This is a genomic window from Thalassobacter stenotrophicus (assembly GCF_001458315.1).
In the GTDB taxonomy this organism is placed as follows: domain Bacteria; phylum Pseudomonadota; class Alphaproteobacteria; order Rhodobacterales; family Rhodobacteraceae; genus Thalassobacter; species Thalassobacter stenotrophicus.
Genome location: NZ_CYRX01000011.1, coordinates 224,612 through 247,633 on the forward strand (window position 1 = coordinate 224,612; position 23,022 = coordinate 247,633).

Here is a 23,022-nt window from a genome sequence, read left to right on the forward strand (position 1 = left end):
CAACCTAGTTACAGCTTCCCAAGCTGAACGATTTTTATTACTTATCAAGGAGGGCTTTTGGCGAGCTTTTGGCGAGGCTCACCCGAAGCCGTTGACGAGTGTGTAACCATTTGTTAAATAGTTATAAAATATAGGCTCCGTGGCTCAACTGGATAGAGCAGCCCCCTCCTAAGGGGCAGGTTGCAGGTTCGAATCCTGCCGGGGTCGCCAGCTTGGTGTTTCGCTTGCCCCCTACCGCCGCTCAACAACAGGAGCGCGGCAAACCTGCACTAAATCACAAATGGTATACCAAATTTTGATTGCCAAATGCGCAGAGTGATGGTTCCCTCCGCGTAGAATTTAGGCAACCGGAATGTCCACCTCATGACCGAAACGCCCCAATCGAACCTCCCGAATGTCAGCCTTGCGCAGCGCGCTTGGGCAATCCGCCGCAATGCCCTTTTGATGGGCGAGGTGCAGGGTCAAGGCTATATAGGGCAGGCCTTGGGGGCTGCGGATGTATTGGCGGTCAGCTACTTTCACGCCCTGAACTACCGACCCCAAGATCCTGAATGGGAAGGGCGCGATCGGTTCTACCTGTCCATCGGCCACTACGCGATTGCGCTTTACGCAGCCCTGATGGAGGCCGGGATTTTGCCCGAGGACGAAATCGGCACGTATGGCATGGACGACAGCCGCATGCCGATGTCCGGCATGGCCGCTTACACCCCGGGGATGGAGATCACCGGCGGCTCCCTCGGGCATGGATTGGGTATCGCGGTGGGTGCCGCAATGGGGCTCAAGCGCAAAGATAATCCAGCGTTCATCTACAATATGATGTCCGACGGTGAACTGGGCGAAGGCTCAACTTGGGAAGCGGTCATGTCAGCCGTGCAATGGCGGCTCGACAATCTGATCTGCATTGTAGATTTCAACGACCAGCAGGCCGATGGCAAAACCACCGACGCCTTGGCTTCTGGCCCACAAGCCCCCCAATGGGAGGCGTTCGGGTGGCATGCCCAAGAGGTGGACGGCAATGACCTAGATGCGCTCACCGCCGCGTTTGATAAAGCGCGCGCGCTAACCGACCCAAAGCCGCGCCTCATCATCTGCCGCACCCAGATGTGTAAAGGTGTGCCCTTTCTTGAAGCCCGCGAGATGGCTCATTTTGTGCGGGTCGAGCCCGAGGAATGGTCCAAAGCGCTCCAGATTTTGGATGAGGGGAAACCGACATGAGCGAGCTGATCCCACCCCACTCCCGGCGCAAATCCAAATACGCACCGCGCAAAGCACCCGATACACGGCTGGCAACATCTGCGATGATCGCCTCACTCGACGCAGAGGGGCGTGAGACGATTGCAGCCCCCTTTGGCCACGCATTGGCCGAACTCGCCCAAACGCGGGACGACATTGTGGGCCTGTCTGCGGATCTGTCAAAATATACGGACCTGCATGTCTTTGCGCATGCGCACCCGGACCGGTTTTATCAGATGGGCATGGCCGAGCAGGTGATGGTATCCGCTGCCGCAGGCCTCGCGCGGGAGGGGTTTACCCCCTTTGCCACCACCTATGCCGTGTTCGCGGCACGCCGGGCATATGACTTTATCTGCATGGCAATTGCCGAGGAAAACCTGCCTGTCAAAATCTGCTGTGCGCTTCCGGGACTGACCACCGGCTATGGCCCCAGCCATCAGGCCACCGAAGACTTGGCGATCATGCGCGGCATGCCCAATCTGACGGTGCTGGACCCCTGCGATGCGATTGACACAATGCAGGCCACCCACGCCATCGCCGATCACCCGGGGCCGGTCTACATGCGGCTGCTGCGCGGGCAGGTGCCAAATGTGCTGGGCGAATATGACTACCAATTCAAGCTCGGCAAGGCGCAGATGATCCACGATGGCGCGGACGTTTTGTTCATCGCGTCGGGATTTATGACGATGCGGGTTCTGGATGCAGCCAAAGCGCTAGCCCGCGATGGGATATCGTGCGCCGTTCTGCACTCACCCACGATCAAGCCGCTGGACGCCGAAACCATCACCCGCGAGGCGCGCAAGGGCGGGCGGTTGGTCGTTACGGCTGAAAACCACTCTGTGACCGGCGGTTTGGGCGAAGCCGTTGCCGCCACCTTGATGCGCGCGGGCGTACATGTGCCGTTCCGTCAAATAGGCCTGCCGGATGAATTCCTTGATGCGGGCGCCTTGCCCACATTGCACCAGCAATATGGCCTGACCGTGGATGCGGTCTGCGCTTCTGTCAAAGACTGGCTTTCTCAGTGAACCGAATTTGAAGCCACGACCAAAGGACACCAGATGACCCAACTGCTTGCCAACAAAACCGCAATCATCACCGGCGCGGCCAGTCCCCGCGGCTTGGGCAAAGCGACGGCAACCCTGTTTGCCGAGCACGGCGCGCGGGTGGTGATCCTTGATTTGGATGCAAGCCAAGCCCAAGCAGCCGCCGCCGACCTGCCCGGCACAGGCCATATCGGGTGCGCTTGCGATGTGACCGACCGAACCGCCTGCCTGTCTGTGATCAAAGAGCTGATCGGCACGCTCGGCCAGATTGATGTGCTTGTGAACAACGCAGGCATCACACAGCCGCTCAAGCTGATGGAGATCGCGCCCGAAAACTACGACGCCGTGTTGGACGTAAACCTGCGCGGAACGCTTTATATGTCACAAGCGCTGATCCCGCACATGCGTGAACACGCGCGGGGCAGCATCGTGAACATGTCCTCAGTCTCGGCGCAGCGGGGTGGCGGGATCTTTGGCGGGCCGCATTATTCAGCGGCAAAAGCCGGTATTCTGGGGCTGACCAAAGCTATGGCGCGCGAACTGGCCCCCGCAGGCATCCGCGCGAATGCGATTTGTCCGGGATTTATCGACACTGATATCACCGCTGGCAAACTCACCCCCGAAATGCGGCAATCCGTGTTGGATGGTATCCCGATGGGCCGGGCAGGTACCGCCGCGGATGTGGCCGGATGCGCCCTGTTTCTTGCGTCCGACCTATCGGCCTATGTCACTGGGTCCGAGGTGGACGTAAACGGCGGCTCCCTGATCCACTAGGCCGCAAAACGCAAAACACACGGCCATTTCAGGCCGTGTGTTTCGATGGTACGTGCCAAAAGACAACGCCTTAGTCAGCGGCTTGCGCAACCTGACGCTGGCGGCCCAGTCCTTCAACCTCGACCTCCATCACATCGCCGGGCTTGAGGAAACGTTGGGGCTTCATACCCATGCCCACGCCGGATGGCGTACCTGTCGCGATGATATCGCCGGGCTGAAGCTCCATGAATTGGCTCATGTAGGATACGATTTCGCGCACCGTAAAGATCATGTCGTCCGTGCTCGAATCCTGCACTGTTTCGCCATTCAACGACAGTTGCACGCGTAGGGTTTGGGGGTCTGCAACCTCATCAGCGGTCACAAGGTATGGGCCGGTGGGACCAAACGTCGGCGCGGATTTACCCTTGATCCACTGGCCGCCCTTTTCGATCTGAAACTCACGCTCGGACACATCGTTGATGGTGCAATAGCCTGCCACATAGTCCAGCGCGTCATCCTCGGACACGTAAAGCGCGGTGCGCCCGATCACGACACCCAGCTCGACCTCCCAATCGCCTTTGACAGAGCCGCGTGGAATGATCACCGGATCAAAGGGGCCGGACAATGCCGATGAGGCCTTGGAGAACAGGATCGGTTCTTTGGGGGGCTCGGCACCGGTTTCTTCGGCGTGTTTGGCGTAGTTCAGGCCAACGCAAAAGAAGTTCGGCACGGAGGCCAAGCAGGACCCAATGCGCCCTGGCTCAGACACGATAGGCAAGCTGCTCAGATCAACAGCCCGCAGCGCCTCAAGCGCCTCAAGCGAGACCGATGCACCCGCGAAATCGGTCACATGCGCAGACACATCACGGACGTTGCCGTCAGCGTCCAAAACGCCGGGTTTTTCTTGGCCCTTGGGGCCAAAGCGTAAGAGTTTCATATGGTGTGTCCTTTTTTGGTCTTGAGGTATGAAAATGTTACGAAGGAGCGTTCTGATCCGTTTTTTCAGCTTCGAAATAGCCACGGACATTGACCGCGAGCAGCTCTAGATGGGCAGACAGGCTTTTGCGCACCGCATCAGCATCACGCCGCTTTAGGTCGTCGATGATCTGGCCGTGTTGCTTCATCACGTTGGCACGGCTGTCGGCACGCCGCGCCGATAGGAACCGGGCCCGCCACATCCGCTCTAACATCGATCGGTGCGCATCGATCAAAACGTCGTTATTTGACGCCCGCGTGATCGCGAGGTGCACCTGCATGTCCAACTCAAACGCTTCGACCCGCTCGACCAAATCGGCTTCTGCCGCGAACTTGTTCTGGGCGTCTTCGATGTCTTGAATCTGCTCATCTGTGGCCGTCTGGCAGGCGAGGTCGGCAGACAGCAATTCGAGCGTCGTCAAAACGACGATATTATCGCTGATTTGCTTGAACGTAGGCTGCGCAACGATCGGACTACGCGCAGGCCGCAACTGCACCAGTCCTTCATTGGCGAGGATACGAATCGCCTCCCGCATGGGGGTGCGGCTGACGCCCGTCTCAAGCGCATTGTCTCGCTCTTTGAGGGTCGCGCCCGGCGCAAATTTGCCGTTTAGAATGTCGCGCCGCAGCTCCGTCGCGATCTGTTCGGGAAGCGTTACCTCGGCCTGAGGTAAGGATAAATTATCGTTGGATTTGCTCAAAAAACGGGCCCTGTGCGAATTTTCAGTTTTGGTATACCAAAATTTGTTGAATGTCGACATGGCTTTCGCTAGCGTCACGTCAAGATGGTATACCATCTTATGGAATAGCTCTGGTTATTCCAGAGTAAATCAAGCGGCCAATGAGCCGTAACGGGAGGAATCACAATGAACTTCAAGTCCATTCTTATGGGGACAGCTGCGGCTGCCATGCTTGCAACAACTGCAAGCGCGGACCCAGTTACCCTGCGCATCCAAACGCACTACGCCACAGAGCACCCCACAGGTCAGTTCCTGCAGCGCTGGATCGACGACGTACAAACAATGTCCGGCGGCGACATCACCATCGAGATGTTCTACTCGTCCTCCGTTGTTGCAACGGTCGAAACCTTCGACGCAGCGATCAACGGCATCCTCGATTGCGACGCAACTGGCGGTGGCTACCAGACCGGTAAAAACCCTGCGTTCCAATTCGTTGGCGACATCATGGGTGGCTACGACACACCATGGCAGCAGTACAGCTGGCTCTACTACGGTGACGGCTACGATGCTGCTCAAGCTCTGTACAATGAGCAAAACATGCAGCTCATCGGCTGGTCGATCTACGGCCAGGAATCCCTGTCGTCCTCCAAGCCGATTGCTGGCTTCGAAGACCTGAAGGGCTGGAAGTTCCGTTCGCCCCCCGGCCTCGAAACAGAAATCTTTGACGAGCTGGGCGCATCCCCAATCGTTATGGACTTCACCGAGATCTTTACCGCGCTTGAAACCGGTATCATCGACGGTGCAGACGCATCCGGTCTTGCCAACAACGTTGGCCTCGGCATCTATGACATCGTGAAGCACGCAACATACCCCGGCTTCCACTCCATGCCGTCGGATCACCTTGCGTGTAACCTCGACGTCTGGAACAGCCTGACCGAGCAGCAGCAGCGCATCATCGACACCGCATGGCAGAAGCTCAGCTTCCAAATCGCGCTGTTCAACGAAAAGGCGAACTCCGAAGCGGCAGCAGAACTGCAAGCACAGGGCGTAACGCTCTATGACTGGTCCTCTGAGGATCGTGCGACCTTCCGTCAAGCGGCACAAACCGCATGGGAAGGCTGGGCCGACAAGAACCCAGAAACACGTGCGCTGGTCGAAAGCCACAAGGCCTACCTCAAGCAGCTCGGCCTGATCAACTAAGCCAGACGGCTCATTGAGAGCACCTCGGGTATCCGAGGTGAGGCGGGCCCGTTTCTGGGCCCGCCGCTCCTAAAAAACTCTATAAAAATGTGAGGGGAGTACACGTTATGGCACAGGAAAGCCTGTGGCTTGGGTCGTACCGAAAACCGTGCAGGCAAGTCATGATTGCCAGCATCGCGATCACACTTGCGCTATTTGCATGGCTGGCTGTGAACCGTATTCTCTTTGGCGAAGACGCCTACGGTATGCACGAAATGATCCGACCAGCCGGAAAACCGTTGGTCTTGGTCATGCTGCTCATGGTGGCTTGGTCGCTACTGGTATCGGCAGTCTACCTGTCAGACTGGGCCGTCTCGATTGAAACGCCACCCGATGGACTGTTCGACATCATCTCGCTTGTATGCTCGCGCATCGCGATGATCGCCACCGCCTTCATCGTTGTGGTGATGTTCTACGAGGTCGTCTCGCGTTACGTGTTTAGCCGACCGACCCTTTGGGCAAATGAACTTTCGCTGTGGATCGCTGGGTTTGTCTTCCTGCTGGCTGGACAATACGCGATGCAGCAACGCTGCCACATCCGCATCTACATCATCTACGATATGTTTCCGCGCTGGCTGCAAAAAATCTGTGACCTCATTTCGACATCGCTGATCTGCTTGTTCACATTCGCAATGATCTATGGTGGCTACAACGATGCGATGCGTCGGATGCTGCGGATGGAAACCTTTGGTACCGCATGGGATCCACCCCTGCCCGGCACGCTGAAACCTGCGATTCTGATCATTATTCTAGCCGTCACCATTCAGGCCGTTTCGAACCTGATTGCCGACTGGAACAAAGAACCGGGTGAGCACACCCCAGCCGACGATATCGACGCAGAAGAAATCGAAAAGATCAAAAAAACACTGGGTGAGGTATAATAACATGGTCGATATAGGCACACTCAGCCTCATCATCCTGCTGGGCATGTTCGCGCTACTGGCCATTGGCATGCCGCTTGGCTTTGCCTCGGCCTTTCTGGCGGTTGTCACGCTTTTGCTAAAGTTTGACGTGGACATTTTGTTCAGAACCTTTGGTCAAGGGCCGCTGTCTGTTCTGGGTCAGGCGGTCTATCGACAGATGACGAACTACGTCCTCATCTCGATACCGTTGTTCATATTCATGGCAGCCCTTCTCGAAAGATCGGGCATCGCCAAGGATATGTATTCGTCGCTAAACGTTTGGCTGTCCCGCACCCGTGGTGGTATCGCAATCGTGACGTCGATCATGGCCGTCATCATGGCTGCTATGTCCGGTATCATCGGTGGTGAGGTGGTCCTATTGGGCCTCATCGCGCTGCCACAGATGCTGCGGCTCGGGTATAATCAAAACCTCGCGATTGGAACGATCTGTGCGTCCGGCTCGCTTGGCACAATGATCCCACCCTCAATCGTGTTGATCTTTTACGGGCTGGTCACTGAGACATCGATCAAGGCGCTGTTTACTGCGTCCTTCCTGCCGGGCTTTATGCTGGCGACGTTCTTCATCACCTACATTATCGTGCGCACCAACCTGAACCCGTCACTGGCCCCGCTGCCAGAACCGGTCCCTGGTGAGCCTGAGGGCAATGAAAAGCGTCTGATGTTTCTTGGCTTCCTTGCCAAAACCGGCATGTGGATTGCGGGCGTCCTGACAGGACGCGCCTTGTTCTTCACAGTCACAGGTGACAACGCAGTCGTCGAAAACACCGATCCGATCCCGTTGGGCATGGTTGCAGACCTACCCTACCTTGCGGGCGCCTTGGTGGTCTTTGCCATCATTGCCTATGTTATCGTCGGCAAAAAGCGCACGGACGCAGGTTGGGAAATGGGCAAAGGCCTTGTCGCTCCGATCATCGTGATCGGCGTGGTCATGGGCTCGATCTATGGCGGGATCACCGGGATCACAGAAGCCGCTGGCATGGGTGTGATCGCTGTGTTCGTCATCGGTCTGCTGCGCCGTGAGATGAACTTTGAAATCGTCTGGGATGCTCTGGTCCGCACATTGCGGTCAACGGGGACAATCATCTGGGTGACCATCGGTGCCTCGGCATTGGCTGCGGCCTACACGCTGGTCGGTGGGCCGACCTATGTGGCCAACCTGATCGTTGGCTATGACCTCCCAACGATGGGCGTGATCTTGGTGATGATGTTGATCTTCTTGATCATGGGGATGTTCATGGACTGGATCGGTATTGTTCTGCTGATCATGCCGGTGTTCCTGCCCATAGTTATCCGGCTCCCCGCCGAAGAGATCGGGTTCTTTGCATCGATCGATCCACGCTTGATCCCAATTTGGTTCGGTGTGGTGTTCTGTATGAACATGCAGGTCAGCTTTCTGTCACCGCCCTTTGGCCCGGCAGCGTTCTACCTGAAATCGGTCGCACCTGCACACATCTCGCTCACGGACATCTTCAAAGGCTTCCTGCCGTTCATCGCCCTACAGCTTTTGGCTCTGGCGGTGCTGCTGGCCTATCCGCCTATCGTGACGGTGTTCTTGTAAACCAACCCTTGGGGGCACCTTCACCGGTGCCCCCATTTTAGGAAGACCCCATGGCACGCATCGACCGCATTCAAACAGACCACTACGTTATCCCCCTGCCCCGGGCGCTAGAGGATTCGATGCACGGCACCATGACCGGGTTTGAGGTCGTGACCGCGCGCGTCACAGATAGCGATGGGGCCATCGGCGTCGGATATACCTTCACTTGTGGGGTAAACGGCGGCGCAATTGCAGACATTCTAGGCCGCGAAATGACCCCGATGGTCATCGGACGCGACGCCGCCATGATCGAAGCGATCTGGAAAGACATCTGGTGGGCCTTTCACTACGGCGGACGCGGCGGGCCAACCGTGCTTGCGCAATCCGCGTTGGACATGGCCCTGTGGGACCTAAAGGCGGTCAAAGCGGGCCTCCCTCTCTATCAACTCCTTGGCGGCTTCGACGCGGCGGTCCCCTGCTACGCGGGCGGGATCGACATCGACCTCACGCCCCAAGAATTGGTGGATCAAACGCACCAAAACATCGCCCACGGTCACCGTGCGATCAAAATGAAAGTCGGGCGTGACCTGCTGCGCGAAGACGTGGCCAAAATTGCGGCCATGCGGGATGTCTTCGGGCCTGACATGCCGCTGATGGTCGATGCCAACATGAAGTACACCGTGGACGCAGCCATCCGCGCCGCGCGTGCATTCAACGATTTCGACCTCGTCTGGTTCGAGGAACCGATCCCGCCCGAGGACCCCGCCGGTCACAAGCGCATCCTGACCGAGGGGGGCATCCCCATCGCCTCAGGCGAAAACCTGCGCTCCCTGTGGGAGTTCCGCACCGCGATCGAAGGCGGTGTGACGTTCCCCGAACCCGATGTCACCAACTGTGGCGGCGTCACGCCATTTATGAAAATCGCACGCTTGGCCGAGGCTTTCCACTTGCCCGTCACCAGCCACGGCGCCCACGACATCACGGTCCATCTGCTCGCGGCCTGCTCGAACCGCTCCTATCTTGAGGCGCATGGGTTCGGGCTGGAAAACTACGTTGAAACTCCACTCAAAATCGAAAACGGCCACGCCATAGCGCGGGATACGCCCGGCCACGGCGTCGCTTTTGATTGGGACAAGCTAGAAAGGCTACGCGCATGACACTCGTCCTAACCCCTGATCAAATCGCAGCTTTTGAACGTGACGGCGTGCTCGTCGTCGACGATATCCTTTCCCCCGCGACCCTCAGCGCGATCAAAGCGGAATACGCAGCCCTGCTCGATACGCTTTATTCCCAATGGCACGCCCAAGGGCGCGTCCCTCCCGCAGGCGACATGGATTTCTTCGAAAAACTATCCGTCGCCTATGAGGCAGGATGCGAATGGTTCCAACCGATGGATATCTCGCTGCCCGGCTCCGAAATCGCGGCGGACACACCGTTTCATACCGGCCCTGCCGTGTTCGATATGCTGACCTCACCGCGCCTTTTAGACGTGGTTGAGGATCTGATCGGCCCCGAGATCACATCGAACCCCATCCAACACGTCCGCCTCAAACCACCCGCTCGCACCTTGCGAACATCCGAGACAACCGCACACATCATGGCCACGGACTGGCATCAGGACCGCGCTGTCGCTCTCGAAGAAGGCGACCGGACCCAGATGGTCACAGTCTGGCTCGCAATCACCGATGCCACCCTCGACAACGGCTGCCTCCAAGTCATACCCGGCAAGCCGCAAATGTATCCCCATTGTCCGCAACGCCAAACATCCATTGCCGACGGCTTTCTTGATACCTCCAAAGCCCAGCCGTTGCCCGTCAAAGCCGGCGGCGCCGTGATCTTTCATCCCCTCACCCCCCACGGCGCCCTCGACAACGTATCAGACGGCTTCCGCTGGTCCTTCGACATCCGTTTCAACGTCACGGGCCAACCCACAGGTCGCGCCCACTTTCCAGATTTCGTCGCACGGTCGCGCGCCACCCCACAAACTGAACTGCACGATTGGCACACGTGGCAAGACATGTGGCACGAAACCCGCGCCACCCTCGCACCTCAAACCCATATCCCAATTCACAGATGGACCTCCGACAGCCCCGCATGCGCCTAGTACACCCTCTCTTTGGTTCCCCAATATCCCGGGGGAGCGCGCAGCGCGGGGGCAGAGCCCCAAATAGGACCACACCACAATGACCACCGTCCGCCTGTCCGACCAAGATAACGTCGTCACCGCGATCAAGCCCCTCGAAATCGGTAGCGATGGCGCAACCCAACTGATCCCACGCGGCCACAAAATGGCCGTCGCGGACATCGCCAAGGGCGCACCGGTGCGCAAATACGCTCAGATTATCGGCTACGCCGCCGAAGACATCGCCAAAGGCGCGCATGTTCACACACACAACCTAGAATTTCGCGGTGTAGACACTGAATACGAGTTCTCAACCAACCTGCATCCCACACCCAAAGCAACGACCCAAGACACCTTCATGGGCTACAAGCGCGCCACAGGGCGCGTCGGCACACGAAACTACATCGCGGTTCTGACGTCCGTGAATTGCTCGGCCACCGCTGCGCGTATGATTGCCGCGCATTTCACTCCAGACACGCTTGCAGATTATCCAAACGTCGATGGTGTTGTGGCCTTTGTGCACGGCACCGGCTGCGGCATGGCCGGCTCGGGCGATGGGTTCGAAGCTCTGCAGCGTGTCATGTGGGGCTACGCCAAGAACCCAAACATCGGTGGCGTTCTGATGGCCGGTCTGGGCTGTGAGATGAACCAAATCGACTGGCTGGTTGAGGCATACGGCCTCAAGCCCGGGCCTCTCTTCCAAAGCATGAATATCCAAGACGTGGGCGGGCTGCAAAAAACCATCTCACTCGGCATCAAAAAGATCCAAGAAATGCTGCCCGTCGTCAACGCCTCGACCCGAGAAGAGGTTCCCGCGTCGGAACTAATGGTGGCGCTGCAATGTGGCGGCTCGGACGCATGGTCCGGGGTCACCGCGAACCCCGCCGTTGGCCATGCCTGCGATCTGCTTGTCGCTCAAGGCGGTACAGGCGTGCTGGCTGAAACGCCTGAAATCTATGGGGCGGAACATCTCCTCACGGCCCGGGCGATTGACCGTGCAACCGGTGATAAGCTGCTTGGCCTCATCGACTGGTGGGAGGATTACACCGCCCGCAACATGGGCAGCATGGATAACAACCCTTCTCCCGGGAACAAAAAGGGCGGGCTTACGACCATCCTCGAAAAGTCGCTTGGGGCTGCCGCAAAGGGGGGTACGACCCCGCTCATGGGCGTCTACAAATACGCCGAGCCGGTCACGGCCAAGGGTTTCACCTTTATGGACAGCCCTGGCTATGACCCTGTCTCTGTCACGGGACAAATCGCCAGCGGCTGCAACCTTGTGTGTTTTACCACCGGGCGCGGCTCAGCCTTTGGTGCCAAACCCAGCCCCTCAATGAAGGTCGCCACCAACACCGAAATGTACAGCCGGCTGTCGGATGACATGGACATCAACGCTGGCACCATTCTGTCCGACGGCAAATCCGTTGAGGACGTGGGCCGCGAAATCTATGAGATGTGGCTGCGCATGGCTTCGGGTGAGTTGTCGAAATCCGAGGCGCAGGGCCTTGGCGACTACGAATTCGTGCCGTGGCAAATCGGTGCAACGATGTGAGCACGGCAGTTCCACTCACGATCATTGGCGCGGGCTCCATTGGGCAGCGGCACATCGGTGTCGCGCAATCCTGCGCGGCCGTTGATCTGGTCTGCGTGGTAGAACCTGACGACACACTGCGCGCCACGCTTGCGCAGCAGGGCCTCCCGATGGTCGCTAATATTGATGCGGCACCTGCCGACACACGGGCAGCCATCATAGCCACTCCAACACCAGACCATGCAGAAAGCACGCTTAAGTGCTTTGACAAGGGCTGGGCCGTGCTGGTCGAAAAACCGACCGCGCATACGCTCGATGCCGCGAATGACCTGGTCCAACGCGCCACCACTCTGGGCTTGCCGTTTTTCACGGGTCACCACCGTCGCTGCCACCCATTCACCATTGCTGCCCGCGATGCCCTCTCTGAGTTGGGCGATTTGGTCGGTGTTCAGGGGCTTTGGTCCTTACGCAAACATGCCAGCTATTATGATGCGCCGTGGCGCAGGGCACCCGGGGCAGGGCCGCTGATGACAAACCTCAGCCATGAGGTGGACCTGCTGCATTTCCTCGTGGGGGAAATCACCGAAACGACGACGCTTTTGTCCTCCGCCAGTCGGAACCTTGTGATTGAGGACACCGCATCAATGGCCTTCCGCTTTGCACAAGGCGCGTTGGGTTCAATGCTGATGTCCGATGCAGGGGTCTCGCCTTGGTCCTTTGAATCCGGCAGCTATGAGAACCCCGCCATTGCCGGCTCAGGCGAGGATTATCTACGATTTACCGGGACTGAGGGGGCGCTGGCGTTCCCCTCGTTAACCCGTTGGGGCCGTTCTGACGGGGGCGAAATCGAATGGTCCAAACCACTGCTCAGACATGACGCGCCAGAGTTCGCCAAGATCGACCCAATCAAAGAGCAACTGATCCGCTTTGCGCATGTGGCCAATGGCGGTCAGGACGACGTCATTTGCAGCGGTGCAGAGGGCGTCAAAGCCCTAGAAATCACACTTGCCGCCGCCCTATCTGGGCGCAACGGCCATCCGGTTCGTCAAGGCGACGTACCCGGGAATTTCACAGGAATATAAGGGAGTAAGATATGAAAGTTGGTTTTATCGGATTGGGCCTGATGGGGCGCGCAATGGTCGAATGCCTGCAAAAGGCAGACTATGACGTCATCGTTCTGGGCAACCGCGACCGCACCGGGATTGAGGCCGCTTTGGCCCGCGGCGCGACAGAGGCCGCCAACGCACGTGAGGTCGCTGAGGCGTCTGATGTTGTGATGATCTGCGTCGGCACCTCAGACCATGTTGAGGCGAATGTTTATGGCGACAATGGCATCCTTGCGGGCGTCAAATCCGGCCAAGTCGTGATTGATTTTGGCACCTCGCTGCCTGCATCGACCCTCAAGATCGGAGCGGACATGGAGGCAAAGGGCGCGACCTATCTAGACGCCCCCATCGGCCGGACCCCCGCGCACGCCGTAGACGGACTGTTGAACCTGATGTGTTCTGGCGACAAAGCCGCGTTTGACCGCGTAAAGCCCGTGCTCGACGTTATGGGCGAGAATGTCTTTCACCTCGGGAAACTGGGTAGCGGCCACACGATCAAGCTGATCAACAACTACTTCGGCATGACCACGGCCTGCGCCATGTCCGAAGCCTTTGCCACTGCCGACGCCGCCGGCATCGACCGTCAGCAACTGTTCGAAGTCATGGCCGCCGGTCCCCTGCGGTCAGGCATGATGGAATTCGTGCGCAACTACGCCGTTGATGGTGACCAAAATCTCGCGTTTTCGATCGCTAACGCGTCGAAGGACGTGGGCTATTACCGTCAGATGACCCAAGATATGAACCTGAACAGCAAAATGTCCGCTTGTGCAGGCGACGCGCTGAAGGCCGCGACCGAAGGCGGCGACGGCGATAAGATGGTCTCACAGATGGTAGACTGGATGAGCAAAAGCATGGGCCCCGCATGACACGACTTGCTGGAAAACGTGCATTCGTCACCGCAGCCGGCCAAGGGATTGGCCGTGCCTGCGTCGAGGCCTTAACAGCCAATGGCGCGCAGGTCATTGCGACCGATCTCAACGCAGACTTGCTTGAGGGGTTGGACGCTGAAAAAGCATTTGCCCTTGATGTGCTGGACAAAGACGCCCTGCAAGCGGCCGTCAAAGACGCATCACCGGACATCTTGGTTAATTGCGCAGGTCACGTGCATGGCGGCTCGGTGCTAGAGGTATCGGACGACGATTTCGCGTTTGCGATGCACCTGAACGTACGTGCGCAGATGCATGCCATTCAGGCCGCTTTGCCCGGAATGATCGACAAGGGGCGCGGGTCGATCATCAATATCGCCTCCGTCGCCTCTAGCGTAATGGGCCTGCCCAATCGCTGCATATACGGCACGTCCAAGGCCGCAGTAATCGGCCTGACAAAATCTGTTGCGGCGGACTTTGTAACCAAGGGCATCACCTGCAACGCCATCGCCCCCGGCACCGTCGATAGTCCATCTTTGCACGACCGGCTCAAAGCCACGGGCGACTACGACGCCGCAATGGCCGCGTTTGTCGCGCGACAGCCCATGGGCCGCATTGGCACCGCACCTGAGATCGCGGATCTGGTGGTTTATCTCGGCTCGGATGAGACGCAATACATGACCGGCCAATGCATCAGCATCGACGGCGGGATGACGATATGAGCCGCGCTTGGTAGGCGTTCTCCCCCGCGAAGACAAAACCGCTGCGGGCATCGGTATCATGGTGCTCGCGGTGGCCTTGTTCACCTGTATCGACACGTCCGCCAAGTGGTTGCTGATCGCAGGGTTGCCTGCGTTACAGGTGGTGTTTGCCCGGTACGCGGGGCACCTGCTCGTATCCTTGATCGTGTACCTCCCCCAAGAAGGATTGAGCGCGATCCGATCCCAAAGCCCAGGCAAGCAATTCCTGCGGTCGGTCTTTTTACTCGGCAGTACGATACTCAACTTCATCGCACTCAGCTATCTGCCCATCACGATCACCACGACGATCCAATTCACAATGCCCATCGTGGTGACCCTATTGGCGATCCCAATGCTGGGTGAAACCGTGGGCATTCGCCGTATCATTGCGGTCTGCGTTGGCTTTTCGGGGGTGCTGGTCGTGACCCAACCATGGTCGGCGGCATGGCATCCCGCGATGCTGTTGTCGGTCGCATCGGTGGTGGTGGCCTCGCTCTACTTTGTGATGACCCGCATGTTGGCCGGCATCGAAAGCAACGCAACACAACAGCTTTGGTCGTCAGCCGTATCCACCACCATTTTGCTGCCCTTCGTAGTCAAGGGCTGGGTCTGGCCACCCGATATCCAAGCATGGATGGTATTCATGGCCATCGGCTTTTTCGGCGCCACGGGCCATATTGCAGCCACCACAGCACACCGCTGGGCCGATGCCTCGCTGCTGTCACCGATGTTCTACACGCAGATCGTGTTCGCCGCCTTCGCAGGTATCTTTATCTTCGGCACATGGCCCACGATCTACACACTGGGCGGCGGCGCGATCATCATCGGATCGGGTTTGTACATCTGGGCCCGAGAGCGAAAGGTGAAAGGTGGGTGACAAAGACCACCCACTCAATCCCAACGTTGGGCCTAGCCGCGCCCGATATAGGGCATCGCTGACGCCATAACGGTCATAAACTGCACGTTCGCATCCAACGGCAACGACGCCATATGCAGAACCGACGAGGCAACGTTGGATACGTCCATTACAGGTTCCACCGCCATAGACCCATCAGCCTGTGGCACACCCTTGGTCATTGCCACAGCCATGTCGGTCAAAGCGTTGCCAATGTCGATCTGACCACATGCAATATTATACGCCCGCCCATCCAAAGAAACAGAACGCGTCAAACCGGTGATTGCGTGCTTAGACGTCGTGTAGGCGGCTGAACCATACCTCGGCACATAGGCGGAAACCGAACCGTTATTGATGATCCGCCCGCCCTGCGGGTCCTGCGCCCGCATCAAGCCAAAGGCCACTTTCGCACAGATAAAGCTGCCGGTGATGTTAATGTCGATCAGGTTGCGCCACGCGGCAACGTCGATCTCATCCACAGTGCTCGACGCCAATGATACACCCGCATTGTTGAACAGCACATCCAGATGGCCCCACTGCGCCGCCGCTTTCCCAAACGCATCCACTACCGATGCCTCATCACTCACGTCACAAGGCATAGCCAACGCGTTCTCATGCGTCGCCGCAACAGCCGCCAAAGCCTCAGCGTTACGCCCCACAAGACCAACTTTCCAGCCCGCCTTAAGAAACGCCTCAGCCGTCGCCTTACCAATCCCGCGTCCGCCGCCGGTGATGATGATACTCTTTGTCATGGACCCGTGTCCTTACCTTCTTTGGTTCTTAAATATCCCGGGGGAGCGAAGCGGGGGCAGAGCCCCCAATCAGTGGTTATCACGCGGCAGATCGTGGCGGATTTTTTGGTATGCCGTCGCCAACTCCAAACATCCACCATCGGACAATTGCCCAACATGCTTGCGGTAGATCTCCTGCCAAGGTGTCTGATGCTTTAACTCAGGTGCTTCCCACGCATCAATACGGGCTTGCCACTCGTCGCCTGGCACCAAAGCATCCATTCGGCTCGCGTTTAAATCCAACCGGACACGGTCGCCTGTGTTCAGATAGGCAAGCCCACCCCCCACCACCGACTCTGGTGACGCGTTCAGGATCGATGGGCTCTCGGACGTGCCGGATTGGCGGCCATCACCAACCGTTGGCAGGTGGTTCACCCCTTGCCGCACAATCGCGTCCGGCGGCAGCATGTTCACCACCTCAGCCGAGCCGGGATACCCCACGCAGCCGACACCGCGAATGAACAGAATTGTGTGATCGTCAATCTCAAGCGCGGCATCATTGATCCGGTCGTGATAGTCCTCAGGGCCCTCGAACACGACGGCACGCGCCTCAAACACCCCCTCATTGCCCGGCTCTGATAGAAACCGCTGACGGAAATCTGATGAAATCACACTGGTTTTCATCAGCGCACTGTCGAACAGATTGCCGGACAAAACCTTAAAGCCCGCATGTACGCGCATCGGCTCCGCATAGGTCGTGATCACGTCGGTATCTTCACTCTCCCATCCGGACAGGTTTTCACCCATCGTTTTTCCCGTGGCTGTCATGACGCCCAAATGCAGGCGGTCGGCCTTAACCAGCTCACCCATCACCGCGGGCACACCACCTGCGCGGAAAAAGCTCTCGCCGAGGTATTCACCGGCGGGCTGCATGTTCACCATCAAGGGTACGTCAAAGCCGATTTTTTCCCAATCGGTCACGTGTAGATCAACGCCGATATGCCGCGCGACGGCCTGCAAATGCGGCGGTGCATTCGTCGATCCACCAATCGCAGAGTTCACGACAATTGCGTTTTCAAAGGCCTCACGCGTCAGGATGTCAGACGGCTTCAAGTCCTCATAGACCATCCCAACGATCCGCTTACCGGTCTCATAGGCCATGGCCATGCGCTCACGAAACGGTGCGGGGATCGCGCTGTTACCGGTCAGGGTCATACCCAGCGCCTCGGCCATCGCATTCATCGTGCTGGCCGTGCCCATCGTGTTGCAATGCCCCTGGCTTGGCGCAGAGGAGCATACGCGCTTCATAAACTCTTCATAGTCGATCTTGCCTTCCGCCAGCAGGCGGCGGCTTTCCCAGACGATTGCGCCGGACCCAGCGCGTTTGCCCTTCCACCAACCGTCCAGCATTGGCCCGCCGTTCAGGGCGATGGCGGGAATGTCCATGGTGGCCGCCCCCATCAACATCGCAGGCGTGGTTTTATCACAACCAGTGGTCAGTACGACACCATCCAGAGGATACCCGTGTAGCACCTCAACAAGGCTCAGGTATTGCAGGTTGCGATCCAGCGCCGCCGTCGGGCGCTTACCGGTTTCCTGAACAGGATGGACTGGGAATTCCATTGGAATGCCCCCGGCCTCACGGATACCCGCCTTGATGCGGTCCATCAGGAATACGTGGATCTTGTTGCAGGGCACAAGGTCTGAGCCGGTCTGTGCAATCCCAATCACCGGACGCGCGCTTTGCAGCTCTTCGCGGGTAAAGGTGCTATTCTGGTACCGCTCTGTATATAGTGCGGTCATGCCAGGGTTGTTTGGGTTGTCGAACCACTCCTGTGAGCGGAACCGCTTGTTGGCGCGGGTGTCAGACATCGTGCCCTCCCATGATGTGAATCTGCCCGCTTACAAAGGGGCGCTTGGCATACCTTTCCGAAATGGTATACCAAATGCAAGGGCAAAGATGAGCCCACCCAAGGGAGAGAGAAAGCAGCCTATGCGAAACGGTATCCTACGCGCGGCATGCGTGATTATGGCTTGTAGCTTTGGTTCAGGGGCATCAGCTGATGTTGATCTGATCACCACCGATGCATGTCTGAATGAGCGGCTCGCCCAAGGGGAAAACCCAACCGTTTGTGTGGATCAAGCGCACCAGCGCTGTTTAACAATGCCCGGCGATATGAGCGCCTCAGCGATACTCTGTTTTGGCCAAGCCCGAGAGGCGTGGAACATTGGAATCGCCGCCAACATGGAGCGGATCAAAGAAACCGCGGATGAGCGGCTCGCGACGATTGCAGCGGTTGAGTTGAAGTACGACATGCTGGGGAACTTGATGCAATGTGACCGCATGGAAGAGCTGGCAAAGGCCGCATCCGAGGCCACAGGCGATCAGATCGCCCGGCAGCGCGCGCAATGCGAAGCCTCGGCTGCAGGTCTGGTATATCTGCGGGTCAAGTTGCGGTCGCGCAGCCTGCAATGACCGCGCGCCAAGCCTTTTGGCGCGGCTACCTCGATTGCGCGCCATTCATCCTGATCGTTGTGCCCTATTCGATGCTGTTTGGCGTCGTCGCACGCGACGCGGGTTTGGATATTTTACAGACCATGTCGATGTCGATTTTGGTGATTGCCGGGGCCTCTCAATTCACAGCGCTTGCGTTGTTGCAGGACCAAGCGCCTGTGTTTATCGCCCTATTCGCAGCACTCGCCGTTAATCTGCGAATGGCGATGTATTCCGCCGCTTTGGTCCCGCACTTGGGCCATGCCCGGCTGGGAACACGAGCTTTGATGGCCTACTTGATGGTCGACCAAGCCTTTGCTGTTGCGGTCAAAACATACGAAGATCGCCCCGAAATGACCCCTGACACCAAGGTTGCGTACTACTTTGGGGCAATGATGTTGATCTGTCCGATCTGGTACGCTTGCACGCTTTTGGGGGCCGTGTTGGGGCAGGCCATACCCGAAAGTTGGTCGTTAGATTTCGCCGTTCCGATTTGTTTCATCGCGCTTACCGCCCCCCTCCTAAGGTCGCTATCACACGTGGTCGCGGCACTTACGTCCTGTGCGATGGCGATTGCTTTCGCGTGGGTGCCTTGGTCGCTTGGCCTGTTCATTGCTGCGATCATAGCAATGATCGTGGGCGCGCAGACGGAGCTGTTCCTGCGGCGCCGCAAGGCATGCGCTTCATGATCGACAATACGACATTTTGGACACTGACCATCGCGCTTGGGCTTGGCACATTTGCCATCCGGTTTTCATTCCTCGGCCTGCTAGGCGGACGAGAATTGCCGGAATGGGCGCTATTGCATCTGCGCTATGTGGGGGTGGCGGTTTTTCCCGCGCTGTTCACGCCTTTGGTCCTGTGGCCTGACGCCACTGACGGCGACATGGATCCAGTTCGCATCATCGCCGCGATCGCCGCGTTCTTGGTTGGGCTTCGTGGGTCCGTGATCGGGGCGATCATCGCCGGAATGGGCACCTTTTATGCGTTAGCATTTATACTTTGAACCGCACCGAAATACACCGTTAAGGGAGATTAATATGATCGAAGAACCCGCCACGCTGCAAATCCGCGCCAAAATCAAGCGACCGACCCAAGCGCAGATTGACGCCTTTAAGAACATCCCAACCGGGTTCTTGTGTGACGCAATGGAGGGGCAAGGCGCGCTTTGCACATCGATCCAGCCGGTTTGCACAGATGGTGGCCTGCCCCTGCATGCCCATGGTCCTGCATTGGTCGCGGACAACGGCCCGGCCGAGATTTTGGCAACGATGGGCGCGCTCCACATCGCGCAAGAGGGCGATATCGTTGTGGCCGCAGCACACGGTCACACGGATTGCGCAGCCGCCGGCGACAGGTTCTGTGGAATGATGAAAAACAAGGGCGTTGCTGGGTTTGTCACCGATGGCCAAATGCGCGACTACTCCGGGATTGTGGCTGCGGGCCTGCCTGCTTGGTGTGCCGGGCTTAGCCCAAATTCGCCTTACTCGAACGGCCCCGGCAAGGTTGGATTTGGTGCTGTAGTTGGGGGACGACACATCGAAACTGGTGACATAGTTGTCGCCGACCGAGACGGTGTTGTCGTTGTTCCTTTTGCGATGATCGATGCGGTTATCGCCCAGCTTGCCGCCATTCAGGAGTTGGAGGACACTCTCGATGCAAAGGTCCAAGATGGCTTTTGCGAGATGACGAAAGTCCAAGCAATGCTAAAAGATGGAACTGCGAAGTTGGTAAGCTAAGCGAGGGGACGCATTAACGTGCGGCCCACATGGTTAACCAATTAAGCGGTCCCGCGCACCGGCCGATTATTTTCGATATTGAAGCGCATTCCATCGAGAAGTTCATCCAAATCGGGCCGCGACGCCGGCCCATTTGAGATATCAACCAACATCAATTTTCCATCAGGTCGGATCGCAAAGGTGCCCGGTTCGGCAAACCGCGTGGTGGTTTCCGCCTCGGACAAAGGATCGGAAACATAAAGCCCAAGGGAGCGCATCTGCGGCTCCGTCAAGCCGTAGCACAGATCAAATTCCCAACCGAACTCAGCCTTATCCAGTTGGGCTTTTTCCAAGCTATCCGCAGAAACAACAACGACATTCATCAACGCCGTCCAGTCCGAGAGCATGGCGTTGAACTTGTTCAGGTAGCGTTTGCAACGTGGGCAATGCTTACCCCGGTAAACCACCAACAGTGTCCAGCGATCCTTGGGGCCACCAATGGTGATTGGACCACCGTCCACTGTGGTGAATTGCATCGGCGTGATAGGTGCGCCAACATTGGGCTTGGGGGATGACAATTGGAAGTCCTTAGTTAGGTCCAGTGTGCGCAAGGTTAATCCTAGCTTTCGCCTTTCTTAACCGCCTCCGGCAGATTGCAGCCGTTCAATTCAGCAATGTGGCTGGCAATCGTGGGTACATAGTCCTGCCCTTTGCCAACCGCTTCGGCTTGATCAAAGTAATTCCGAACCGCTGCACCCATTGGGTTCATTACTCCGGCTGCCGTGGCCATGGACGCCACGTACCGCACATCTTTAGCCGCATTCGAGATGGCAAATTTGTGTGCATTGGGATCGCCGCCGACGGCGCCAGAAAAGAACGTATCGAAAAAGCCGCACCCCATGCGCGAGGGTGCCATGACATCCCGCACCGATTGCGGTGTCAGGCCAGATTTGACCGCGATGCTCAGCGCTTCAGAGTAAACCGATGCATATGACATCGCCATGAAGTTCATGATTAACTTCATCTTATGGCCTGCTCCAACTGTACCGATATGGTTAATTGAGCCGGACCAGCATTCGATAACTGGCTTAACCTTAGTAAACGCCTCATCCGATGCGCCGACCATCGCATCAAGCGTCCCGGCCTCAGCTTCTTTGGGTGTTCGGCCCAACGGTGCATCAACCATGTGCACACCATGTGTCGCCATTTCAACCGCCAGCGACATCGTAGATGTCGGGTCAGCAGTCGTCGTATCGACAACAATCAATCCGTCACGCGCGCCAGCTAAGATACCGTCAGGGCCACGAATAATGGCTTCAACCTGCGGGGAGTTGGACAGACAAAGGTGAATCACATCACACTGCTCTGCCATTTCTCGCGCGGTCTGCACTTCGGTCGCACCCATGCCCAAAAGGCTATCGACGGGAGCCCGATTTCGGTTTCCTTTGATGACCAAAGGATATCCGCCCTGAAGGATGTTTTTCGCCATCCCGTGCCCCATCAGCCCAACGCCGATGAACCCGACCGTTAATTTTTCAGTCATCTCTATTTCCTCTAAAGGCTCGCGGTAATGCCACCGTCGACATACAGCGTGTGTCCGTTAACGAAGCTCGCCGCGTCAGAGGCAAGGAATACCGCCGCGCCCTGAAGCTCCTCAACATTGCCCCAGCGTCCTTGCGGCGTCCGTTTTTCTAACCATGCGGAGAACTCTGGGTCTGCCACCAAAGCGGCGTTCAAGGGGGTGTCAAAATACCCCGGAGCAATCGCGTTGCAGTTCAGCCCAAGCCGAGCCCAATCAGTTGCCATCCCTTTGGTAAGATTGGCAATCGCACCTTTTGAGGCGGTGTAGGGCGCAATACCGGGGCGCGCGAGTGCCGTCTGAACCGAAGCGATGTTGATGATTTTGCCCTGACCACGCAGGATCATATGCTTTGCCACCGCCTGCCCAACATAAAAGGCAGAGTTTACATTGGTTCGCATCAGATGATCAAAGGCGTCCGTCTCAAAGTCCTCTAATGGACCGCGATGTTGCATGCCCGCGTTATTAATCAAGATGTCGATTTGCCCAACGCGTTCATAATCATTAACCGCCTCGCGCACTGCGGCAGGATCTGTCACGTCAAAGGAAAGCGTGTCTACCTGCGCGCCCGTCGCGCGCAAAGTGCCCGCAGCTGCTTCGAGGTCGTCCTCGTCGCGACCATTCATGACCAACCGCGCGCCAGCCTTCGCAAGGCCTTTGGACAGGGAAAACCCAATGCCCTTAGAGGACCCCGTGACCAGCGCCACGCGGCCAGTTAGATCAAAATTTGGCATGTCCCCTCCGGTGCTGCGTGGTCTTTGGGTGTTTGACAAATCCCTGCCGACGCTCTTACTTAGCAAAAATGGTATACCATTTGCGGCGCAACGCAAGCCGCGTTTTCAGAGGCTGGGGAGGGT

24 protein-coding genes and 1 tRNA gene are annotated in these 23,022 nt (G+C 57.8%); 18 read left to right on the forward strand and 7 right to left on the reverse strand.

Annotated features, from left to right (window positions below):
• The first annotated feature begins 133 nt into the window (after positions 1–133).
• The 4 genes from THS5294_RS05620 to THS5294_RS05635 all read left to right on the forward strand — a co-directional run bounded on the left by THS5294_RS05620 (position 134) and on the right by THS5294_RS05635 (position 3,050).
• Positions 134–210: transfer RNA gene (locus THS5294_RS05620), tRNA-Arg, on the forward strand.
• A 153-nt stretch (positions 211–363) separates the two neighbouring features.
• Entirely contained in the window at positions 364–1,215 is an 852-nt protein-coding gene (locus THS5294_RS05625; protein ID WP_058122957.1) for a transketolase, read from the forward strand.
• Positions 1,212–2,258: a transketolase family protein gene (locus THS5294_RS05630; RefSeq protein WP_082644951.1), complete on the forward strand. Its 1,047-nt coding sequence runs from the start codon at positions 1,212–1,214 to the stop codon at positions 2,256–2,258. Before THS5294_RS05625 ends, THS5294_RS05630 begins: the two co-directional genes overlap by 4 nt.
• Before the next feature lie 33 nt (positions 2,259–2,291).
• On the forward strand, positions 2,292–3,050 hold the full coding sequence (locus THS5294_RS05635) for an SDR family NAD(P)-dependent oxidoreductase (protein WP_058122958.1): 759 nt from the start codon (positions 2,292–2,294) through the stop codon (positions 3,048–3,050).
• Positions 3,051–3,120: 70 nt separating this feature from the next.
• Here the strand turns inward: THS5294_RS05635 and THS5294_RS05640 are convergent, their stop codons facing one another.
• Both THS5294_RS05640 and THS5294_RS05645 read right to left on the reverse strand, forming a co-directional pair.
• The gene (locus THS5294_RS05640; RefSeq protein WP_058122959.1) at positions 3,121–3,966 is read right to left on the reverse strand and encodes a fumarylacetoacetate hydrolase family protein; all 846 of its coding nucleotides are present in this window, start codon (positions 3,964–3,966) and stop codon (positions 3,121–3,123) included.
• A 37-nt stretch (positions 3,967–4,003) separates the two neighbouring features.
• Positions 4,004–4,705: a GntR family transcriptional regulator gene (locus THS5294_RS05645; protein WP_058123041.1), complete on the reverse strand. Its 702-nt coding sequence runs from the start codon at positions 4,703–4,705 to the stop codon at positions 4,004–4,006.
• Between the two features lie 165 nt (positions 4,706–4,870).
• On the opposite strand from THS5294_RS05645, the gene THS5294_RS05650 reads away from it, so the two are divergent.
• The 10 genes from THS5294_RS05650 to THS5294_RS05695 all read left to right on the forward strand — a co-directional run bounded on the left by THS5294_RS05650 (position 4,871) and on the right by THS5294_RS05695 (position 15,625).
• A complete protein-coding gene (locus tag THS5294_RS05650) occupies positions 4,871–5,884 on the forward strand; it encodes a TRAP transporter substrate-binding protein (RefSeq protein WP_038005562.1) in 1,014 nt (337 codons plus the stop codon).
• A 107-nt stretch (positions 5,885–5,991) separates the two neighbouring features.
• Positions 5,992–6,804, forward strand: a complete 813-nt coding sequence (locus THS5294_RS05655; RefSeq protein WP_058122960.1) for a TRAP transporter small permease subunit — start codon at positions 5,992–5,994, stop codon at positions 6,802–6,804.
• A gap of 4 nt (positions 6,805–6,808) precedes the next feature.
• Positions 6,809–8,404 carry a TRAP transporter large permease gene (locus THS5294_RS05660; protein WP_038005560.1) on the forward strand — a complete coding sequence of 532 codons (1,596 nt, stop codon included), beginning with the start codon at positions 6,809–6,811 and terminating at the stop codon, positions 8,402–8,404.
• Between the two features lie 50 nt (positions 8,405–8,454).
• Complete coding sequence (locus THS5294_RS05665; protein ID WP_058122961.1) at positions 8,455–9,540, forward strand: mandelate racemase/muconate lactonizing enzyme family protein; 1,086 nt, start codon at positions 8,455–8,457, stop codon at positions 9,538–9,540.
• Complete coding sequence (locus tag THS5294_RS05670) at positions 9,537–10,487, forward strand: phytanoyl-CoA dioxygenase family protein (protein ID WP_058122962.1); 951 nt, start codon at positions 9,537–9,539, stop codon at positions 10,485–10,487. Before THS5294_RS05665 ends, THS5294_RS05670 begins: the two co-directional genes overlap by 4 nt.
• Before the next feature lie 79 nt (positions 10,488–10,566).
• Positions 10,567–12,057 (forward strand): UxaA family hydrolase, encoded by a 1,491-nt coding sequence (locus THS5294_RS05675; protein WP_058122963.1) that lies wholly within the window; start codon positions 10,567–10,569, stop codon positions 12,055–12,057.
• Complete coding sequence (locus tag THS5294_RS05680) at positions 12,054–13,118, forward strand: Gfo/Idh/MocA family protein (protein WP_072936747.1); 1,065 nt, start codon at positions 12,054–12,056, stop codon at positions 13,116–13,118. Before THS5294_RS05675 ends, THS5294_RS05680 begins: the two co-directional genes overlap by 4 nt.
• An 11-nt stretch (positions 13,119–13,129) precedes the next feature.
• Positions 13,130–14,008: an NAD(P)-dependent oxidoreductase gene (locus THS5294_RS05685; protein ID WP_038005547.1), complete on the forward strand. Its 879-nt coding sequence runs from the start codon at positions 13,130–13,132 to the stop codon at positions 14,006–14,008.
• Positions 14,005–14,730: an SDR family oxidoreductase gene (locus tag THS5294_RS05690; RefSeq protein ID WP_058122964.1), complete on the forward strand. Its 726-nt coding sequence runs from the start codon at positions 14,005–14,007 to the stop codon at positions 14,728–14,730. The genes THS5294_RS05685 and THS5294_RS05690 overlap by 4 nt, the downstream gene beginning before the upstream one ends.
• Before the next feature lie 7 nt (positions 14,731–14,737).
• A complete protein-coding gene (locus THS5294_RS05695; protein WP_233486412.1) occupies positions 14,738–15,625 on the forward strand; it encodes a DMT family transporter in 888 nt (295 codons plus the stop codon).
• Between the two features lie 32 nt (positions 15,626–15,657).
• Here the strand turns inward: THS5294_RS05695 and THS5294_RS05700 are convergent, their stop codons facing one another.
• Complete coding sequence (locus THS5294_RS05700) at positions 15,658–16,395, reverse strand: SDR family oxidoreductase (protein ID WP_058122965.1); 738 nt, start codon at positions 16,393–16,395, stop codon at positions 15,658–15,660.
• Positions 16,396–16,464: 69 nt separating this feature from the next.
• Positions 16,465–18,246, reverse strand: coding sequence for an IlvD/Edd family dehydratase (locus THS5294_RS05705; RefSeq protein ID WP_058122966.1), 1,782 nt, complete (start codon positions 18,244–18,246; stop codon positions 16,465–16,467).
• A gap of 121 nt (positions 18,247–18,367) precedes the next feature.
• Here THS5294_RS05705 and THS5294_RS05710 point away from each other — a divergent pair, with 121 nt between their 5' ends.
• From THS5294_RS05710 to THS5294_RS05725, 4 genes are read left to right on the forward strand one after another with little or no spacing between them, the layout of a single operon-like run.
• The gene (locus THS5294_RS05710) at positions 18,368–18,850 is read left to right on the forward strand and encodes a hypothetical protein (RefSeq protein WP_058122967.1); all 483 of its coding nucleotides are present in this window, start codon (positions 18,368–18,370) and stop codon (positions 18,848–18,850) included.
• Positions 18,847–19,557, forward strand: coding sequence for an AzlC family ABC transporter permease (locus THS5294_RS05715; protein WP_058122968.1), 711 nt, complete (start codon positions 18,847–18,849; stop codon positions 19,555–19,557). Before THS5294_RS05710 ends, THS5294_RS05715 begins: the two co-directional genes overlap by 4 nt.
• Entirely contained in the window at positions 19,554–19,874 is a 321-nt protein-coding gene (locus THS5294_RS05720; RefSeq protein ID WP_058122969.1) for an AzlD domain-containing protein, read from the forward strand. Before THS5294_RS05715 ends, THS5294_RS05720 begins: the two co-directional genes overlap by 4 nt.
• A gap of 34 nt (positions 19,875–19,908) precedes the next feature.
• Positions 19,909–20,607: an RraA family protein gene (locus THS5294_RS05725; RefSeq protein ID WP_058122970.1), complete on the forward strand. Its 699-nt coding sequence runs from the start codon at positions 19,909–19,911 to the stop codon at positions 20,605–20,607.
• Positions 20,608–20,648: 41 nt separating this feature from the next.
• Here the strand turns inward: THS5294_RS05725 and THS5294_RS05730 are convergent, their stop codons facing one another.
• Genes THS5294_RS05730 through THS5294_RS05740 form a run of 3 tightly spaced genes read right to left on the reverse strand, consistent with a single transcriptional unit; the run spans position 20,649 to position 22,899 of the window.
• Complete coding sequence (locus THS5294_RS05730; protein ID WP_233486413.1) at positions 20,649–21,197, reverse strand: redoxin domain-containing protein; 549 nt, start codon at positions 21,195–21,197, stop codon at positions 20,649–20,651.
• Between the two features lie 8 nt (positions 21,198–21,205).
• The gene (locus tag THS5294_RS05735) at positions 21,206–22,129 is read right to left on the reverse strand and encodes an NAD(P)-dependent oxidoreductase (RefSeq protein WP_058122971.1); all 924 of its coding nucleotides are present in this window, start codon (positions 22,127–22,129) and stop codon (positions 21,206–21,208) included.
• Between the two features lie 11 nt (positions 22,130–22,140).
• The gene (locus THS5294_RS05740) at positions 22,141–22,899 is read right to left on the reverse strand and encodes an SDR family oxidoreductase (RefSeq protein WP_058122972.1); all 759 of its coding nucleotides are present in this window, start codon (positions 22,897–22,899) and stop codon (positions 22,141–22,143) included.
• Positions 22,900–23,022: the final 123 nt, after the last annotated feature.

What these genes read in the sequence shown, in the direction of transcription:
- THS5294_RS05685 (WP_038005547.1), top strand. Translation starts at nt 13,130, where the DNA reads ATGAAAGTTGGTTTTATCGGATTGGGCCTGATGGGGCGCGCAATGGTC.
- THS5294_RS05710 (WP_058122967.1), top strand. Translation starts at nt 18,368, where the DNA reads ATGCGAAACGGTATCCTACGCGCGGCATGCGTGATTATGGCTTGTAGC.
- THS5294_RS05700 (WP_058122965.1), bottom strand. Translation starts at nt 16,395, where the DNA reads ATGACAAAGAGTATCATCATCACCGGCGGCGGACGCGGGATTGGTAAG.
- THS5294_RS05740 (WP_058122972.1), bottom strand. Translation starts at nt 22,899, where the DNA reads ATGCCAAATTTTGATCTAACTGGCCGCGTGGCGCTGGTCACGGGGTCC.
- THS5294_RS05655 (WP_058122960.1), top strand. Translation starts at nt 5,992, where the DNA reads ATGGCACAGGAAAGCCTGTGGCTTGGGTCGTACCGAAAACCGTGCAGG.
- THS5294_RS05690 (WP_058122964.1), top strand. Translation starts at nt 14,005, where the DNA reads ATGACACGACTTGCTGGAAAACGTGCATTCGTCACCGCAGCCGGCCAA.
- THS5294_RS05625 (WP_058122957.1), top strand. Translation starts at nt 364, where the DNA reads ATGACCGAAACGCCCCAATCGAACCTCCCGAATGTCAGCCTTGCGCAG.
- THS5294_RS05650 (WP_038005562.1), top strand. Translation starts at nt 4,871, where the DNA reads ATGAACTTCAAGTCCATTCTTATGGGGACAGCTGCGGCTGCCATGCTT.
- THS5294_RS05705 (WP_058122966.1), bottom strand. Translation starts at nt 18,246, where the DNA reads ATGTCTGACACCCGCGCCAACAAGCGGTTCCGCTCACAGGAGTGGTTC.
- THS5294_RS05640 (WP_058122959.1), bottom strand. Translation starts at nt 3,966, where the DNA reads ATGAAACTCTTACGCTTTGGCCCCAAGGGCCAAGAAAAACCCGGCGTT.
- THS5294_RS05630 (WP_082644951.1), top strand. Translation starts at nt 1,212, where the DNA reads ATGAGCGAGCTGATCCCACCCCACTCCCGGCGCAAATCCAAATACGCA.
- THS5294_RS05715 (WP_058122968.1), top strand. Translation starts at nt 18,847, where the DNA reads ATGACCGCGCGCCAAGCCTTTTGGCGCGGCTACCTCGATTGCGCGCCA.
- THS5294_RS05675 (WP_058122963.1), top strand. Translation starts at nt 10,567, where the DNA reads ATGACCACCGTCCGCCTGTCCGACCAAGATAACGTCGTCACCGCGATC.
- THS5294_RS05635 (WP_058122958.1), top strand. Translation starts at nt 2,292, where the DNA reads ATGACCCAACTGCTTGCCAACAAAACCGCAATCATCACCGGCGCGGCC.
- THS5294_RS05670 (WP_058122962.1), top strand. Translation starts at nt 9,537, where the DNA reads ATGACACTCGTCCTAACCCCTGATCAAATCGCAGCTTTTGAACGTGAC.
- THS5294_RS05720 (WP_058122969.1), top strand. Translation starts at nt 19,554, where the DNA reads ATGATCGACAATACGACATTTTGGACACTGACCATCGCGCTTGGGCTT.
- THS5294_RS05660 (WP_038005560.1), top strand. Translation starts at nt 6,809, where the DNA reads ATGGTCGATATAGGCACACTCAGCCTCATCATCCTGCTGGGCATGTTC.
- THS5294_RS05665 (WP_058122961.1), top strand. Translation starts at nt 8,455, where the DNA reads ATGGCACGCATCGACCGCATTCAAACAGACCACTACGTTATCCCCCTG.
- THS5294_RS05725 (WP_058122970.1), top strand. Translation starts at nt 19,909, where the DNA reads ATGATCGAAGAACCCGCCACGCTGCAAATCCGCGCCAAAATCAAGCGA.
- THS5294_RS05735 (WP_058122971.1), bottom strand. Translation starts at nt 22,129, where the DNA reads ATGACTGAAAAATTAACGGTCGGGTTCATCGGCGTTGGGCTGATGGGG.